General features: G+C 70.4%; 16 protein-coding genes and 1 pseudogene. 3 read left to right on the forward strand and 14 right to left on the reverse strand.

The genetic code is table 11. From position 1 onward, the window contains the following. Window positions 1-95 precede the first annotated feature (95 nt). A complete protein-coding gene (locus tag ACH4NX_RS37985; RefSeq protein ID WP_398129763.1) occupies window positions 96-1400 on the reverse strand; it encodes an FAD-dependent monooxygenase in 1305 nt (434 codons plus the stop codon). Window positions 1401-1517: 117 nt separating this feature from the next. Here ACH4NX_RS37985 and ACH4NX_RS37990 point away from each other — a divergent pair, with 117 nt between their 5' ends. The 3 genes from ACH4NX_RS37990 (at window position 1518) to ACH4NX_RS38000 (ending at window position 3255) form a co-directional block, all read left to right on the forward strand. Continuing rightward, window positions 1518-2108: a TetR/AcrR family transcriptional regulator gene (locus ACH4NX_RS37990; protein ID WP_398129764.1), complete on the forward strand. Its 591-nt coding sequence runs from the start codon at window positions 1518-1520 to the stop codon at window positions 2106-2108. 173 nt (window positions 2109-2281) lie between these two features. Continuing rightward, window positions 2282-2500, forward strand: a complete 219-nt coding sequence (locus ACH4NX_RS37995; RefSeq protein WP_351400103.1) for a hypothetical protein — start codon at window positions 2282-2284, stop codon at window positions 2498-2500. Next, a complete protein-coding gene (locus ACH4NX_RS38000; protein WP_398129765.1) occupies window positions 2488-3255 on the forward strand; it encodes a transposase in 768 nt (255 codons plus the stop codon). Before ACH4NX_RS37995 ends, ACH4NX_RS38000 begins: the two co-directional genes overlap by 13 nt. Before the next feature lie 86 nt (window positions 3256-3341). Here ACH4NX_RS38000 and ACH4NX_RS38005 read toward each other — a convergent pair whose 3' ends face one another. From ACH4NX_RS38005 to ACH4NX_RS38065, 13 genes and pseudogenes are all read right to left on the reverse strand, one after another. Beyond that, window positions 3342-4727, reverse strand: a complete 1386-nt coding sequence (locus tag ACH4NX_RS38005) for an MFS transporter (RefSeq protein ID WP_351400101.1) — start codon at window positions 4725-4727, stop codon at window positions 3342-3344. A gap of 174 nt (window positions 4728-4901) precedes the next feature. Next, window positions 4902-5717: an IclR family transcriptional regulator gene (locus tag ACH4NX_RS38010; protein WP_398129766.1), complete on the reverse strand. Its 816-nt coding sequence runs from the start codon at window positions 5715-5717 to the stop codon at window positions 4902-4904. Between the two features lie 47 nt (window positions 5718-5764). Continuing rightward, window positions 5765-6214 (reverse strand): MarR family transcriptional regulator, encoded by a 450-nt coding sequence (locus ACH4NX_RS38015; RefSeq protein WP_351400098.1) that lies wholly within the window; start codon window positions 6212-6214, stop codon window positions 5765-5767. A gap of 98 nt (window positions 6215-6312) precedes the next feature. Continuing rightward, window positions 6313-7179, reverse strand: coding sequence for a fumarylacetoacetate hydrolase family protein (locus tag ACH4NX_RS38020; protein ID WP_398129767.1), 867 nt, complete (start codon window positions 7177-7179; stop codon window positions 6313-6315). 32 nt (window positions 7180-7211) lie between these two features. Next, complete coding sequence (locus tag ACH4NX_RS38025) at window positions 7212-8252, reverse strand: cupin domain-containing protein (RefSeq protein WP_351400096.1); 1041 nt, start codon at window positions 8250-8252, stop codon at window positions 7212-7214. Between the two features lie 23 nt (window positions 8253-8275). Continuing rightward, on the reverse strand, window positions 8276-9490 hold the full coding sequence (locus tag ACH4NX_RS38030; protein WP_398129768.1) for an FAD-dependent monooxygenase: 1215 nt from the start codon (window positions 9488-9490) through the stop codon (window positions 8276-8278). Between the two features lie 155 nt (window positions 9491-9645). Beyond that, window positions 9646-10296, reverse strand: coding sequence for a CoA transferase subunit B (locus ACH4NX_RS38035; RefSeq protein ID WP_351400093.1), 651 nt, complete (start codon window positions 10294-10296; stop codon window positions 9646-9648). Continuing rightward, complete coding sequence (locus tag ACH4NX_RS38040) at window positions 10293-11048, reverse strand: CoA transferase subunit A (protein WP_351400092.1); 756 nt, start codon at window positions 11046-11048, stop codon at window positions 10293-10295. The genes ACH4NX_RS38035 and ACH4NX_RS38040 overlap by 4 nt, the downstream gene beginning before the upstream one ends. After that, on the reverse strand, window positions 11045-11842 hold the full coding sequence (locus ACH4NX_RS38045) for an SDR family NAD(P)-dependent oxidoreductase (protein ID WP_398129769.1): 798 nt from the start codon (window positions 11840-11842) through the stop codon (window positions 11045-11047). Before ACH4NX_RS38045 ends, ACH4NX_RS38040 begins: the two co-directional genes overlap by 4 nt. Next, on the reverse strand, window positions 11839-12591 hold the full coding sequence (locus ACH4NX_RS38050) for an SDR family NAD(P)-dependent oxidoreductase (RefSeq protein WP_398129770.1): 753 nt from the start codon (window positions 12589-12591) through the stop codon (window positions 11839-11841). The genes ACH4NX_RS38045 and ACH4NX_RS38050 overlap by 4 nt, the downstream gene beginning before the upstream one ends. Then, a complete protein-coding gene (locus ACH4NX_RS38055) occupies window positions 12588-13559 on the reverse strand; it encodes a fumarylacetoacetate hydrolase family protein (protein WP_398129771.1) in 972 nt (323 codons plus the stop codon). The genes ACH4NX_RS38050 and ACH4NX_RS38055 overlap by 4 nt, the downstream gene beginning before the upstream one ends. Before the next feature lie 23 nt (window positions 13560-13582). Continuing rightward, window positions 13583-14650: an MBL fold metallo-hydrolase gene (locus tag ACH4NX_RS38060; RefSeq protein WP_398129772.1), complete on the reverse strand. Its 1068-nt coding sequence runs from the start codon at window positions 14648-14650 to the stop codon at window positions 13583-13585. Between the two features lie 134 nt (window positions 14651-14784). Further along, window positions 14785-14940 (reverse strand): annotated as a pseudogene (locus tag ACH4NX_RS38065) (oxidoreductase); the annotation flags it as partial.

The following is a 14940-nucleotide window of genomic DNA, read 5'->3' on the forward strand; positions in this document are numbered from 1 at the left end:
AACAAGGACCTCGACAATCCTCATTCTTGCTGGTCAGAGGCACTTTCTGCTTTCCTGACCACCTGCCGGACAGCCCGCTTCATGAAAGCGCGAGGTTAAGTCCCTTTGATTGCGGTGGCCGGGGCCGGGGTGAGCGAGGTCGGCGTGGTACTCGCCGCCAGCTGTACCGTTCGGGTGATATCGGTGTTGCGCATCCAGAAATCTGGGCTGTTGACGAAGCGGCGGCTCAGTGCAGGTCCGATCACGGGGGTGCGCTGCAGGGTGGTCATGGTGCGCCGCAGGGCGATGTGCAGGCGGGTCGGTGGGGTCAACACCTGGCGTCCCTTGAGGCCCACCCGCTGGTAGGTGTCGGTGTAGGGCCGCAGCTTGCGTTCCCAGTCGGTCAGGGCGCCTTCGAGGTTGCCGGGGTGCTGGTCGAGGACGGCGCCCAGCAGGTCAGCTCCGGCAAGCGCGGTCGAGGCACCCATCCCGGAGTACAGGGTCGGGCACCAGGCGGAGTCGCCGACCAGCACCACGCGTCCGCGGTGCCAGCCGTCGAGGTGTACTTGCTCTGCGGAGTCGAAGATGGCGGTATCGGCCTCCTCGAAGGCGTCGATCACCTCGCCGAGCATCCTGCCGAACGGCTCGGGGCCGAACACGGCCCGGATCCGCTCCGCCGGGGGCCCGGTGAATTCCGCGTCGACGTCGTCGCTGCGCCAGGAGAGCAGCGCGGTCGGCGGGTGATCGGCGAAGGGAAAGACGATCATCGACCTGCCCGGCTCGAACAGCATCGCCCCATCGCCAGGGGCCAGCCCGCCTGGCGACCGGGGCAGCATGAACGCCCCGATCATGCTGTCGAGCCGATGCAAGTAACGCTCGTGCGGGCCGAACACCAGCGAGCGGACCGTGGAGCGCAGCCCGTCGGCCCCGACGACCAGGTCGAACCGCTCGGTGCTGCGCGTGTCGGACGCCGTGTCATGCAGCGTGACCTCTACCCCGCCGGCGTCCTGCTCGATCTCGGTCGGCACGGTGCAGTACCGCACCTCGACGTCGTCGGGAAGCGCGGCAGACAGGGCCTGCTCGACATCACCGCGCAGCAACAGCCAGGGCTTCGGCGTGACCGGCAGGTCGAAGACACCTATGCCCCGGCGTGCCTTCCCGGACCGGTCAACGAAGTACTGCCCGTTGTGCCGGGACGGCGTGCGGTCGTGCAGATAGTCAAGAACGCCTAGCCGCTCCGCCGCCGCCAGCCCCGTGCCGAACCCGGCGATGAAGTAACCCCCGGTGCGCCGCGACGGCGCCTTCTCGACGATCAGCGGGTCCCAGCCGGACTGGTGCAACCGCAGCGCGGTGGCCATCCCCGCGATGCCCATCCCCACCACCAGCACCCGACGGCGCTCCGCACCGTTGTTCGAGCCCATGCCACGTCCTCCAAACCAGACTGCGCATCCAGATAAGAAAGGGATTTCTTTCTTATAGGCTCGACCTTAGACTTGGCCCATAAGGTATGCAAGCCTTTCTTTGGTGACGGAGGAGACGTGACGGGACGACGTCGGGGCGCCGAGCTGGAACGGGCACTGCTGGACGCGGCGTGGGCGGAGCTGACCGAGAACGGCTACGCCGGGTTCACGATGGACTCGGTCGCCGCCCGCGCCGGCACCAGCCCACCGGTGCTGTACCGGCGTTGGTCAAACCGGCACGAACTCCTGCACGCGACCATCCGCCACGCCGCGCACCGCACCCCGCTCGTAACCCCGGACACCGGCTCCCTGCGCGGGGACGTCTTGGCCCTGATGCGCCATGCCAACGAGACCCGCACCGAACTCGTCGCCGTGCTCAGCGTCCACCTCGGCGGCTACTACCACGAAACCGGCGCCAGCCCGGTTGAACTGCGCGATGTGATGCTCGGCGGCCGACTCGAAGCCGTGGAGGCGATCTACCAGCAAGCAGCCGCACGCGGGGAAATCGATCCCGACCGCCTCACCGAGCGGCTGAAGATGCTCCCGTTCGACCTGCTGAGGGCCGAATTCCTGATGGTGCTGCGCCCCCTGCCCGACTCGACCCTCGAAGAGATCGTCGACACCGTGTTTCTGCCCCTCGCCCAGCCTGGTGCTGGGCCGAAGGCATGATCGGCGCCGTGTCCCGGCCCTGATCGATCAGGCGTGCGATCACGGTCTGCGGTCTGTGGGCCGGCGCGATCGCTGGCGGGCGGTCAGCCTTCCTGCGGGCATTGCGCGGGGCGGGCTGCGTGCCGTACCTGTGCACTCGGCGTCTCTGCGGTGCTGCCGTTGCTCGCTCCTAGTTGGACGAGGCCGTCAGGTACGGCACTGCCATCTCCGTGACGTGCTCGGTCCAGCGAGGCCACGACGGCCCGTCCGGCCTCGGCCAGCCGAAGACCTTCGACGACGGCCCGGTGTGGGAAGTCGCCGACGCCGTCGGCATGCGCGAAGCGATCGAGAAGCTAAGGGTTGTCCCGTACCCCCTGGTCAGGGGTGAGATGATCTTGGTGTGGCTGGTGTGATCACGGCGTCGGAGCCGTCCTGGATGGGCCCGTTCAGCGGGCTGAGCCCGCGCACGTTCGGCAAGCTGCTCACCGCCTTGCGGCGGGAGGGCGCCGACGCAGCCCGGCCGGGACGGTCGTGGAGCCTGTCGCTGGAAGACCGGGTGCTCCTGGTGGCCGCGTACTGGCGGACCAACCTGACGCTGCGGCAGCTGGCCCCGCTGTTCGGGGTGTCGAAGTCGGCGGCCGACCGGGTCATCGCTCACCTCGGCCCGAAGCTGGCCCTGCAGCCACGCAAGCGGTTCCGCAAGGACGCCGTGCTCATCGTGGACGGCACGCTCGTCCCGACCCGCGACCACAGCGCCGCGGAGCAGTCGAAGAACTACCGGTACTCCACCAACCACCAGGTGGTCATAGATGCCGACACCCGCCTTGTCGTGGTGGTCGGCCGCCCGCTGCCGGGCAACCGCAACGACTGCAAGGCATGGGAGGAGTCCGGGGCGAAGTCCGCCGTCGGCCGCACGACCACGATCGCCGACGGCGGCTATCCGGGCACCGGCCTGGTCATGCCCCACCGCCGACGCCCCGGCGAGGAGCTGACCGACTGGCAGCAGGCCAACAACGAGGTCCATAAGCGAGTTCGGGCCCGCGTCGAGCACACCTTCGCCCGCATGAAGACCTGGAAGATCCTCCGCGACTGCCGACTGAAAGGCGACGGCGTCCACCACGCGATGCTCGGCATCGCGCGCTTCCACAACCTCAACCTCGCCGGCTGACCGACTGTTCGTACTGGCCACCGGCATCACCCGAACCAGCCGCAAGATCAATTGCGGGACAACCCTTAGGCGGGCGGTCAGGGAGCTCAAGCAGACGACGGTGTTGGCCTGGTGTCACGTGCCGCCTTCACTGTCGGCTGTTTCCTTCGCATGGCCAGAAGGAGCAAGCCGGCCGCGCAGAACACCGCACCCGTCGTGACGTACAAGGCCAGCGGTGTCCAGCCCGCGTCCAACAGCCAGCCCGCCGTGGTGGGTGCGATGATGGCACCCACGCGGCCGACACTGATCGCCGCTCCCACACCCGTGGCCCGCAGTGGTGCCGGGTAGACGCTCGGGGTCAGGGCGTAGAGGCCGGCGATGCAGCCGTTGACCGCGACTCCGATGACGGCTCCGATACAGAACGCCAGGACGAGTGTGTCGGTGGACGACGCGAAGGCCACGACGAGTGCTGCGGATACGAACAGGTAGGTACGCAGGACGCTGCCGAGCGCGTACCGCGCGGCGAGTGCGCCCAGGAGTGCGGTGCCGAAGACGCCGCCCAGGTTGAGCAGCGTGCCGCCGGTCAGGCTCTGTGTCGCGGACATCCCGGCCTGGACGAGCAGGGTTGGCGTCCAGCTCGTGACGAAGTAGAAGGCGGCCATGACGAGGAAGAAGGCACCCCACAGCACCAGGGTGGGGCGGCGGAGGTCTTGCGCCAGGAGGCGGCGGAACCCTTCTGCGGAGGTGAGCGTTGTCTGTTCCTTGTCCGGGAGAGTGGACAGGTTCGGCTGTCCCATGCGGCGGGCGAGCTCGTTGACACGGCTCAGGGCATTGGCGGGTCTCCTGTTGAGGAGGAAGTCGAGGGATTCCGGCAGGAGACGGAAGGCGAGAGGAATGACGACTAGGGTGGCGAGTCCGCCGGCCAGGAACACCGAGCGCCATCCGTAGCGGTCGATGAGGGCGACAGAAGAGACGCCGCCGATCGTCGCGCCCACGGCGTACCCGGTGGAGTTGAGGCTGACGGCCAGACCGCGCCAGCGGCGGGACGCGAACTCACCGGCGATGACGTTGCTGCAGGCGAGAACGGCGCCGATGCCGACACCGGTGAGCAGGCGCAGCGCCCCCAACTGCTGCCAGTTCTGACTGACCGAGGACAGCAGCATGCCCGCGGCTGCGAGGGCCAGGCCCGCCAGGATGACAGGCCGCCGGCCGATCCGGTCGGCCTGGGGAGCGATGAGCAAGGCGCCCAACGCCATGCCCGCCAGCCCGCTGCTCAGCAGCAGCCCGAGGGTACCGGAGTCGAGGTGCCACTCGCCGGAGATCGTCTTCCCGGTGAAGGACATGACCAGCACGTCGAAACCGTCAAGGGTGTTGAGCAGCACGCAGATAGCAATCACACCCCACTGGAAACGGCTCATGGGCCCGTCGTCCAGGGCCTGCGTGAGGCGGGCGGTCACCGGACGGCCTGCGGGGCGGTGGGGCGGTGGGGGCACTTCTCCATGGCAGCACTCCGTTGTCGACTGCGGGATGGCCGAACCGGCTCGTCGGCGCGCCGTGGGCGGCAGCCTCGGGTTCGGCAGTGGGAGCAGTCATGGTGCGAGCGGCGGTCTCGCGCGGCCAGGTGGTTTCCCGGATGCCGGGAAACAAGTGTTGCGGGCCGATGTCCTTCAGAGGTCAGGTGTGTCAAGAGCTCGCGAAATGGCGCGGCCGCACGAGCGGACCAGATCGGCGAGCGCTCCGACGGACGTGGACCCGTGCCGGACCACCACGGAGACAGCTGCGGTCACCTCGCCGTCGCCGGTGGTGACGGGCGCGGCGACGGAGAGGGTGTCGGTGGACAGTTGCCGGTTGCTGACCGCGTAGCCGCACGTGCGTGCCTGGGCGAGGACCGCCCTGAGCCGGCCGCTGTCGGTGAGCGTGAGCGGTGTGTGCCGGGGTATCGTCCGCGCGAGAGCCTCCTCCTGAACGGCTGCCGGTGCGTGGGCGAGCAGCACCAGTCCCGCTGCTGTCGTGGTGATGCTCAGCCGTCCTCCGACTCGTGTCAGCGTGGGCACGGCACAGCTCGGCGCGATGCGTTCGATGAAGACCACCTCGCTTGCGTCACGGACGGCGAGCTGGACGTTCTCACGGACGATGGTGGAGAGGTCTTCCAGGTAGGGCAGTGCGCGCTCGCGCAGCCCTTGACTGCGCGGAGCCAAGGACGCGACCTCCCACAGTCGCAGCCCGATGCGGTAGCGGCCTTGCGCGTCGCGTTCCAGAGCGCCCCACACGAGCAGGTCGCCCAGCATGCGGTGCACGGTGGACACGGGCAGACCTGATCGCCGGGCCAGCTCGCTCAGGGACAGGTGAGGACGCTGTGCGCTGAAGGCACCGAGGATGCGCAGAGCCCGGCCGATGACGGGTCCTGTTGCGGTGGCGGGCGAGGATCCGGCTTCCTGCGGAGGAGCGGAGGGAGGCGCGCTGCGTAGGGCGTGACGGGTCAAGGCGTGAGTCCTTCCTCGCTACCTGGACGTCCCGCGCTTCACCGAGCTCACGGGTCGTCGCTGAGTGCCTCGGCGTCCAGCGATGCGATCTTGCGAAGGACGTCGACGGCCAGCTTGCGTTCGTCACCAGGAAGCGCGTCGAGCAGCTGCTCGTTGACGGCCTCGGCCGGACCGATCAGGGAGTCGAGCAGTTCGGTTCCCTGATCGGTGAGGCTCAGCAAGGTCCGCCGACGGTCCTCCTCGTCACGTACCTGACTGACGTAGTGCTGCTCGGTCAGCCGGCGGACGATGTGGTTGACCGTCGAACGGTCCAGTGAGGTGAAGCGCGCCAGGGTGCGCTGGTCGATGCCGGGGTCACGGCTGAGGGCGTTGAGGACGGCGAACTGCTGGGAGGTGATCTCCCTGGACACGTGCCGGTACCACAGGGCGGTGTGCACCTGTTCCGCGCGCCGGATCAGGTGTCCGACGTAGTTGTGCAGTTCCAGTGCGTGCGCCACAGTCTTCCGTCCGTCTGTCGCCGGGGTGGTGCCGGCCGGGTGCCGGCCGGTGGGGGGAGTCTACGAGTGCCGGCACCACCCCGGCGGCGACCGCGAGGTCAGCGGCTGCGGCGGCCGGGGCGCCGGTCGTAGGGAAGGGCACGGGAGCCGTCGACACCGACCTCCAGGCGACCGACCTTCTCGATGTCCAGGACCACGCGGTCTCCGTGGCTGAGCGGTCCCACTCCGGCCGGGGTGCCGGTCGCGATCACGTCGCCCGGGTGCAGGGTCATGACGGAGGAGGTGTAGGCGATCAGTTCACGGACGCCGAAGATGAGGTCCGCCGTGTTGGTGCGCTGCCGGGTGGTGCCACCGACGTCGCAGCGCAGGTCGAGGGCGTCCGGGTCCGGGATCTCGTCTGCGGTCACGATCCAGGGGCCAAGCGGGGTGAACGTGTCGAAAGACTTGCGGGTGGAGCGGTCCTCGCCGGAGCGGACGGTGATGTCCAGGACGCAGGTGTAGCCGAAGACGTGGTCCAGGGCTTCGTCCGTGCTCACGTGCGAGGCGGTGCGGCCGATGACGACGCCCAGTTCGCCTTCCTGGTCGGTGCGCTTGTCGGAGTAGGGGAGGAGGACGTCCTGGCCCGGGCCGATGACGGAGGAGTTCGCCTTGAGGAACACACCGAGGTCGGCCACCGAGGTGGTGTACTCCATCTCGGCCTTGTGGTCGAGGTAGTTGACCGGTGCGCCGATGATCTTCCCGGGGCGGGGGAGCGGGGCCTCCAGGACCGCTTCGGCCAGGGGGATGCGGGGCCGGCCGACTGCTTCGAAACGGGCCGTCTCCCCGTCGGCGGCCGCCTCGACGTACCGCTGGAGCGCACCGGCGGGGCCGGTGGTGTCGGCTCCGGCGACCTGGTCGGTCACGTCGACGAGGTCGTCACCGACGATGAGTCCGAGGCGTCCCTTGTTGAACAGTGCCAGACGCATGCTGGCCTCCTTGTGGGTGTCGGGTGGGAGGGTCAGGCGCCGGGGTCGGCGTCTTCGGTGCGGTAGAGGCCGAGGGAGCGCATGACCGGCTCGTCGCTGTAGGAGAAGAGGACGGCGTCCGCGGAGGCCGAGGTGTTGACGTGCCTGTAGGAGGCCCAGCCGGGGACGGCGAAGGTGTCGTGCTCGGACCATTCCAGCCGCTCGCCGTCGACGATCGTGGCGCCCTCGCCGCGGACGACGTTGAAGATGGTCGACGCCGTGTGGCGGCGGCCGGCTCCCTCGAAGCCGGGGCGCAGCCGCTGGACGCGGCAGCCGATGGTGGGCATGACCGGTCCCCCGGTCCAGGGGTTGGTGTATTCCAGGACGACGCCGTCGACGTCGCTGCCGTCGGCCGTGTCGGCGATGGCGTCCAGGGCGCGCTCTGTCTCCTGCCAGGTGTACCGGGTGACGGGGGAGTTGGGGCCGTCCTGGGTGAGCCAGGCGGGGGTGAGCCGGCCGTGCAGGAACTGGCGGCTGCCGGCGTCGTCGGGCTTGGTCACGGGCTGGAGCCGCTGAGGGTACTGCTCGTAGAAGCCGGCTTCCAAGGCGTTGACCAGGGGGTAGTCGAGTGCGTCCAGCCAGATCATCGGCGCGTCGCCCTCGTGGGTGTGGTCGTGCCAGTGCCAGCCGGGAGTGAGCAGGAGGTCGCCGGGGGCCATGAAGACCCGTTCGCCGTTGACGGTGGTCCAGGCGCCGTCGCCTTCGAGGATGAAGCGGAAGGCGTTGGAGGTGTGCCGGTGTGCCTGTGCGGTCTCGCCGGGCAGGATGATCTGGAGCCCCGCGTAGAGGGTGTTGACCGTGGCCGGGGGGTCGGTCAGGCCGGGGTTGACGAGCATGAGGACCCGTCGTTCGGCCTCTTCCAGGGACAGGGTCCTGGAGAAGTGCAGGAGATGCGGGCGGAGTTCGCGCCAGTCCCAGCGGTAGGGGACGGCGCGGCTCTTGGGCTGGGCGGGGAACAGGTTGCCGTAGAAGCGCCACAGCGGGGCGGCTCCCAGGCCCTTCAGGGCCTTGTAGGCGAGTTCGTCGGTTGTCATGGTGTCCTCCTACGCGAGCCGGATCACAGGGCGGGAGCAGGTGCGGGGGTGGGGGTCCACACCCAGGAGATGTCGTCGAACGCCTCGGGGCCGCGCGACGAGAGGAGCATGTTGCGCAGGGTGGCTCCCATGCCTTCGAGGTGGCAGATCTCGCCGAAGCGGCGGGCGTTGGTCTGGATGAGAGTCGCCCGTTCTCGACGCCGGTCCGCGTACGCGGCGAAGGCTTCGGCGGGGTCCGCGCTCTGGCCGAGGGCCTGGCCGAGTGCCACGGCGTCCTCCAGCGCCTGGCAGGCGCCCTGCGCGAGGTACTGGAGCATGGGGTGGGCGGCGTCTCCGAGCAGCGCGATCCGCCCGTGCACCCAGGTGCTGATCGGGGCGCGGTCGTAGAGCGGCCAGCGACGGTCGCGGGAGACGAGCGGCAGCGCGTCGCGCACGGCCTCGCAGGCGTCGGCGAAGCGCTCCTCCAGCTCGGCCTCGGTGCCCCAGTCGTCGGAATCCGGCGTGTAGTGGTCGCTCTCGAACACGGCGACCTGGTTGTACAGCTCGCCGCGACGTACGGGGTACTGCACCAGGTGCATGCGCGGCCCGGCCCACACCATCACCGCTTCCGAGGCGGCGTGCTGGGACATCCGGCCGGTCATCTTCCCGGTGGGCAGGGCGCCGCGGAAGGCGACGTAGCGCGAGCAGACCGGTTCCCCGTCACCGACCAGTACCTGGCGCAGCCGGGAGTGCAGTCCGTCCGCGGCGACGACCGCGTCGGCGGTCAGCGGGGCGTGTCCCTCCGCGAAGTGCAGGTGTACCCCGGATCCGTCCTGGTCTGCCTCGGCGACGGTGTGTCCCGTGCGCAGCGTGACGGCGGGGTGCTCCTGACAGGCGGTCAGCAGTGCGGCGTGCAGGTCGGTGCGGTGGGTGACCAGGTACGGGTGCGCGAAACGGTCGGTGTAGGCGGCGCTGCGCAGATCGAGGGAGGTGACCTCGTCACTGGTCAGGGCATCCATCATGACCAGCCGGGGCGGGGCTACCGCGGATGCCCGGACGGCCGGCAGTACGCCGAGTTCGTCGAGGGCGAGGGAGGCGTTCGGGGCGAGCTGCAGGCCGGCCCCGATCTCGCCGAAGCGGGCGGCCCGCTCCACGAGCGTCACGCGATGGCCGGCGCGGGCAGTCGCCAGCGCGGCGGCCAGTCCGCCGATACCGCCTCCGACTACGGCGATGTGGAGTGGAGAGGTGAGGACGGGCATCTGGCCTCCAAAAGTCAGCTCGGGAGGACATCGGGAGCGGAGGCGGTCAGACCCGGCCTCCGATGGTCCGCACACCAATCATTGATGTACGGACTATATTCGGAGGGTGTTTCCCCCGTGTCAATGGTTCGTGGACAAACTCTCTCGGCCGCTGGTCAGCACGCGGCGGAGACGCTGTCCACCTCCAGGGCGGTGCCGGTGCGGGCGGTGATGTCCTCGACGGTGACGCCGGGTGCGGTCTCGACCAGGGCGAGGCCGTGGGGGGTGACGTCGAGGACGCCGAGATCGGTGATGATCCGGTGGATGCACTGCTCGCCGGTGAGGGGAAGGGCGCATTCGTCGACGATCTTGGGGGTGCCGTCCTTGGCGGTGTGTTCCATGAGGACGATGACGCGGCGGGCGCCGTGGACGAGGTCCATGGCACCGCCCATTCCCTTGACCATCTTGCCGGGGATCATCCAGTTGGCGAGGTCGCCGCGGGCGGAGACCTGCATGGCGCCGAGAACGGCGGTGTCGATGTGGCCGCCCCGGATCATGCCGAAGGAGAGCGCCGAGTCGAAGAAGGAAGCGCCGGGCAGGACGGTGACCGTTTCCTTGCCGGCGTTGATCAGGTCGGGGTCGACTTCGTCCTCGGTGGGGTAGGGGCCGGTGCCGAGGATGCCGTTCTCGGAATGGAGGACGACGTGGACGCCGGGCGGGAGGTGGCCGGGGATCAGGGTGGGCAGGCCGATGCCCAGGTTGACGTAGGAGCCGTCGGTGAGTTCGGCGGCGGCGCGGGCGGCCATCTGCTCGCGGGTCCAGCTCATGGGCGTACGGTCCTCTTCTCTATGGGCTTGTCGGCGGCCTGGCCCGCGGTGAGCGCCACGACCCGCTGGACGTAGATCCCGGGCACGTGGATCTCGGCGGGTCGGAGTTCGCCCGGTTCGACGAGTTCCTCGACCTCGGCGACGGTGACGCGTCCGGCCATGGCGGCGAGGGGGTTGAAGTTGGCGGCGGCGCGGCGGAGGACGAGGTTGCCGTGGTGGTCGCCGCGCCAGGCGCGTACGAGGGCGAAGTCGGTGGTGATGCCGTGCTCCAGGACGTACGGGCGGCCGGCGAAGTCGCGGGTCTCCTTGGGCGGGGAGGCGACGGCCACGGTGCCGTCGGGCGCGTAGCGCCACGGCAGCCCGCCGTTCGCGACCTGGGTGCCGACGCCGGCCGGGGTGTAGAAGGCGGGGATGCCCGCGCCGCCGGCGCGCAGCCGCTCGGCGAGGGTGCCCTGCGGGGTCAGTTCCACTTCCAGTTCTCCGCCGAGGTATTGGCGGGCGAACTCCTTGTTCTCACCGACGTAGGAGCCGGTCACTCGGGTGATGCGGCCCGCGGAGAGCAGGATGCCGAGTCCCCGGCCGTCGACGCCGCAGTTGTTCGAGACGACTTTCAGGCCGGTCGTGCCCCGTTCGTACAGGGCGCTGATCAGGACTTCGGGGACGCCGCTGAGGCCGAAGCCGCCGACGGCGAGCGAGGCGCCGTCGGGGATGTCGGCGACCGCTTCGGCGGCGTCGGCGCGGACCTTGTTCACGTGCGGATTGCCTTTCGGTTCGGGGCGCCGGGCAGGACGGTGGACCAGCCGCCGTCCACGACGAGGTTGGCGCCGGTGATGTAGGCGGCCTCGTCGGAGGCCAGGAAGACGGCCGCGTTGACGACGTCGTCGGGGTGGCCCAGCCGCCCGAGCGGGATGTGGCCGGAGATGTCGCTCATCGGGTGGACGTCGGCGAGCAGGTTGTCGTGCAAGCCCTTGGTGTCGATCATCCCGGGGCTCACGCAGTTCACCCGGACGCCGTGCGGTGCTCCTTCGGCGGCGAGTTGGCGGGTGAGCGCGATGACGGCGCCCTTCGACGCCGAATGGGCCGTCCGGTGGTTGGTGAGGGAACCGGTGAGTCCCGCGGTCGAGCCGACGGTCAGGACGCAGCCGCGGCTGCGCACCAGGTGTGGCCAGGCCGCCCGCACGGTCAGCCACACCGAGTCCAGCTCGGCCCGCATGGTGAACGCGAAGTCCTCGTGCGGCTGGCTGTCGATCGGGCCGAACCGCACGGCGCCCGCGTTGGCATACACGATGTCGACGCCGCCGAACGCGTCCACCGCCTCCTCCACCCAGGCACGGACGGACTGCTCGTCGGTGACGTCGAGCGGGCCGGGGGTGAGGGCGGTGCCGCCCTCGCGGGCGATGAGGCGCTGGGTCTCGACGGCTTCCTCGTGCAGCAGGTCACCGCCGACCACGAGGGCGCCCTCGGCGGCGAACCGCAGCGCGGCGGCCCGGCCCTGGCCGCGCGCGGTCCCGGAGATCAGCGCCACCTTGCCGTCCAGCCGCTTCACTGCGCTCCCTCCCGCACGGCGTCGGAGACGGACTTGACGCCGCCGTGCGCGGTCATGCCGCCGTCCACCGGGATCTCCGCGCCGCTGATGAACGACGCGTCGTCGGACAGCAGGAACACGACCAACGGCGCCACCTCGCCGACGGAGCCGGTGCGGCCCAGCGGCGTCTCCTGGATGTTGGCCTCGCGGAAGGCGGGCGCGGCGGAGGCGGTCATCTCCGTCTCTATGTAGCCGGGGTGGATCGTGTTGACGCGGATGCCGTGCGGGCCCAGCTCCAGGGCGGCGGTCTTCGACAGGCCGCGCAGCGCCCACTTGCTCGTGGTGTAGGCGACCGGGTAGTGCGCGGTGAGGGCCGCCGAGGAGCCGACGTTGACGACCGAGGAACCGGGCGGCATGAGCGGGGCAAGGTGCTGGATGCCGAGGAGCGGGCCGGTGACGTTGACCGCGTGGACGCGGGTCATGTCCTCGGGGCGTACGTCGCCGAGGCGGGCCCGCCAGGTGATGCCGGCGTTGTTGACGAGGCCGTGCACCTGCCCGTACGCCTCCCGCAGCTCGGCGGCGAGGGCGGCCCAGTCCTGCTCGCGGGTGACGTCCAGGCGCCGGCAGCCCGGTGCTTCGGTGACGTCGGTGGCGATGACCCGGGCGCCCTCCCGGGTGAGAGCCTCGGCCTCGGCGGCGCCCTGGCCGCGGGCGGCGCCGGTGACGACGACGACCTTGCCGAGCAGCCTCTTGGGGTGCAGGTCGCTCATGGCCGCTCCCGGGAGCGGCGCCGGCCGACGGGCAGCGGGACGGGCTCGACGCCGGGGACGACGGTGTTGGTGAGGGTGCCGATGCCCTCGACGGTGAGGGTGACGGTGTCGCCGGGCTTCAGCGGGGGTGGGGTCTGCTCGCCGCGCAGGCCCCAGAGTTCGGCGAGGCAGCCGCCGTTGCCGCAGGTGCCCGAGCCGAGGACGTCACCCGGTACGACGCGGGTGCCTCGGGAGGCGTAGGCGGTCATCTCCTCGAACGTCCAGCTCATGTGGGACAGCAGGTCCTCGCCGACCTTCTCGCCGTTGACCTCGGCGGTCAGGGCCAGGCGCAGGAATCCTTCGCAGTCCCGGTAGGGCTCCAACTCGTCCGCGGTGACCAGGTACGGGCCGAGGGTGGTGGCGGTGTCCTTGCCCTTGCACGGGCCAAGGCCCACCTTCATCTCCGCACCCTGGAGGTCCCGCGCGGACCAGTCGTTGAAGACGGTGTAGCCGACGATGTGGTCGCGGGCCTGTTCGGAGGTGAGGTCCCGGCCCTCACGGCCGACCACGGCGCCCACTTCGAGTTCGAAGTCGAGCACGGCCGAACCGGGGGGTACGGGGACGCCGTCTCCGGGGCCGTAGATCGCGTGCGGGTTGGTGAAGTAGAAGGTCGGGGCCGCGTACCACTGCTCGGGGACGCCGCCGGTGCCCTCCACGGACCGGCGCACCCCTTCCACGTGCTCCTCGAAGGTCACGAAGTCCCGTACGGACGTGGGCTGCAGCGGAGGCAGCAACCGGACCTGGGAGACATGCGGGCCCGGGGGGACGTCCAGGGCCGCGGCGCCGGCGGCGAGCAACCCGGGGAGCCCGTCGGTCCGCTGGATCAGTGCGGTGAGCGAGGTGACGCCCGGCAGGGGGAAGAGGGTGCCGTCCTCTTCCACGACCGCCACCCGGTGGTGGTGTCGGTGTTCGTATGCGGCGAAACGCATGGTGCGGCTCCAGCGGAGTGTGATCAGGAGAGTGGGATGCGCATGAGGTCGTGACCCACGGTGACGCGGCCCCGGTAGCCGGCCGCCCGGGCGGAAGCACGGGCCGCCGCGCCCCACTCGCGGTCGGAGAACTGGGCCGGGTCGGCCGGCGCGAGGTGGCTGAGGACCACCTGGCGCGCCCCCGCGGCGGCGGCGATGGCGCCCACCTCGGCGACGTCGGTGTGCACCTCGCGCATGTGGTCGACGAGGGGAGCGGGCATGCCCTGCCCCTCGAACCACGCGACGTCGACGGCCTCGTGGACCAGCAGGTCGCAGCCGCGGGCCAGCGCGATCAGGTCGTCACTGCGGCTGGTGTCGCCGGAGAAGACGACGGAACCGTCCGCGGTGTCGAACCGGTACGCGTACGAGGGGGACATGTTGCCGTGCGGGACCCTGGTCGCCGTCACCTTCACGGTGGCGGTCTCCAGGACGGTCACCACCGTCCCGGGCCGCGCCGACAGCTCGGTCACGTCGAGCATGGAGACGGGGTCGATGCCGAAGCCCCCGGCGACGAAGGCGTTGGTGGAGGCGGCGAAGGTGGCGTTCGCACGCCGGGTGGTCTCGACGATGCCGGGCGCGGGCTGCCCGGGGGTGACGGGACCCGAGGTGACCGTGTCGCTCGGTCCAGGACCCCACACCCGCACCGTGCCGCCGAACCCCGGCTGGGGCGGCATGACGCCGGCGCACAGCAGCGGGAAGTCGAAGTAGTCGACGATGTGGTCGGCGTGCAGGTGGGTGAGGAAGATTCCCTTGAGCGACGGCATCGACAGTCCCGCCCGCAGATACTGGGTCACGGCGCCCCGGCCGCAGTCCACCAGGTAGGTGTCGGTGCCGACGGTCACGGCGGAGGCGATGCCCATCCGCTCGCCGTACGGCGGGGGGCCGCCCGCCGTGCCCAGCAGGTGCACCACCGTGCCCCTTCTCGGCCGGGACTTGTCCCGCGGTTCGGCGTGGGGCGCGGCGGCGGCCTGCGGGGTGACGGCGAGCGCGGTGGCGGCCGCGCCGCCGGCCAGCAGGCCGCGACGGGACAGCGGGGTCGTACGAGGGGTCATCGGGGCGGTTCCTTCGATCGTCGTTGATGCGGGAGCCGTGGGGGGTGAGGAAGGGGGATAGCGGGGCCGGGGACGTGGCGGCGGGAGTCAGGGCGTGGACGCCGACGCCGCGTCCCCGGCGTACGGGGAGCGGGTCAGACCGGCGGGGCGACGAAGACGCCTCGGTCGGGGTCGTTGAAGGACTCCTTGGCGACGAGTTCGTTCATGGGGTTGGCGGTGCCCCACTGGTCGGTGACCTCGGGCTGGGAGAAGTCGTAGACGTGGGGGTGCCAGGTGTCCTCGTCCAGGTT

The organism is Streptomyces sp. NPDC017225, assembly GCF_044331465.1.
In the GTDB taxonomy this organism is placed as follows: domain Bacteria; phylum Actinomycetota; class Actinomycetes; order Streptomycetales; family Streptomycetaceae; genus Streptomyces.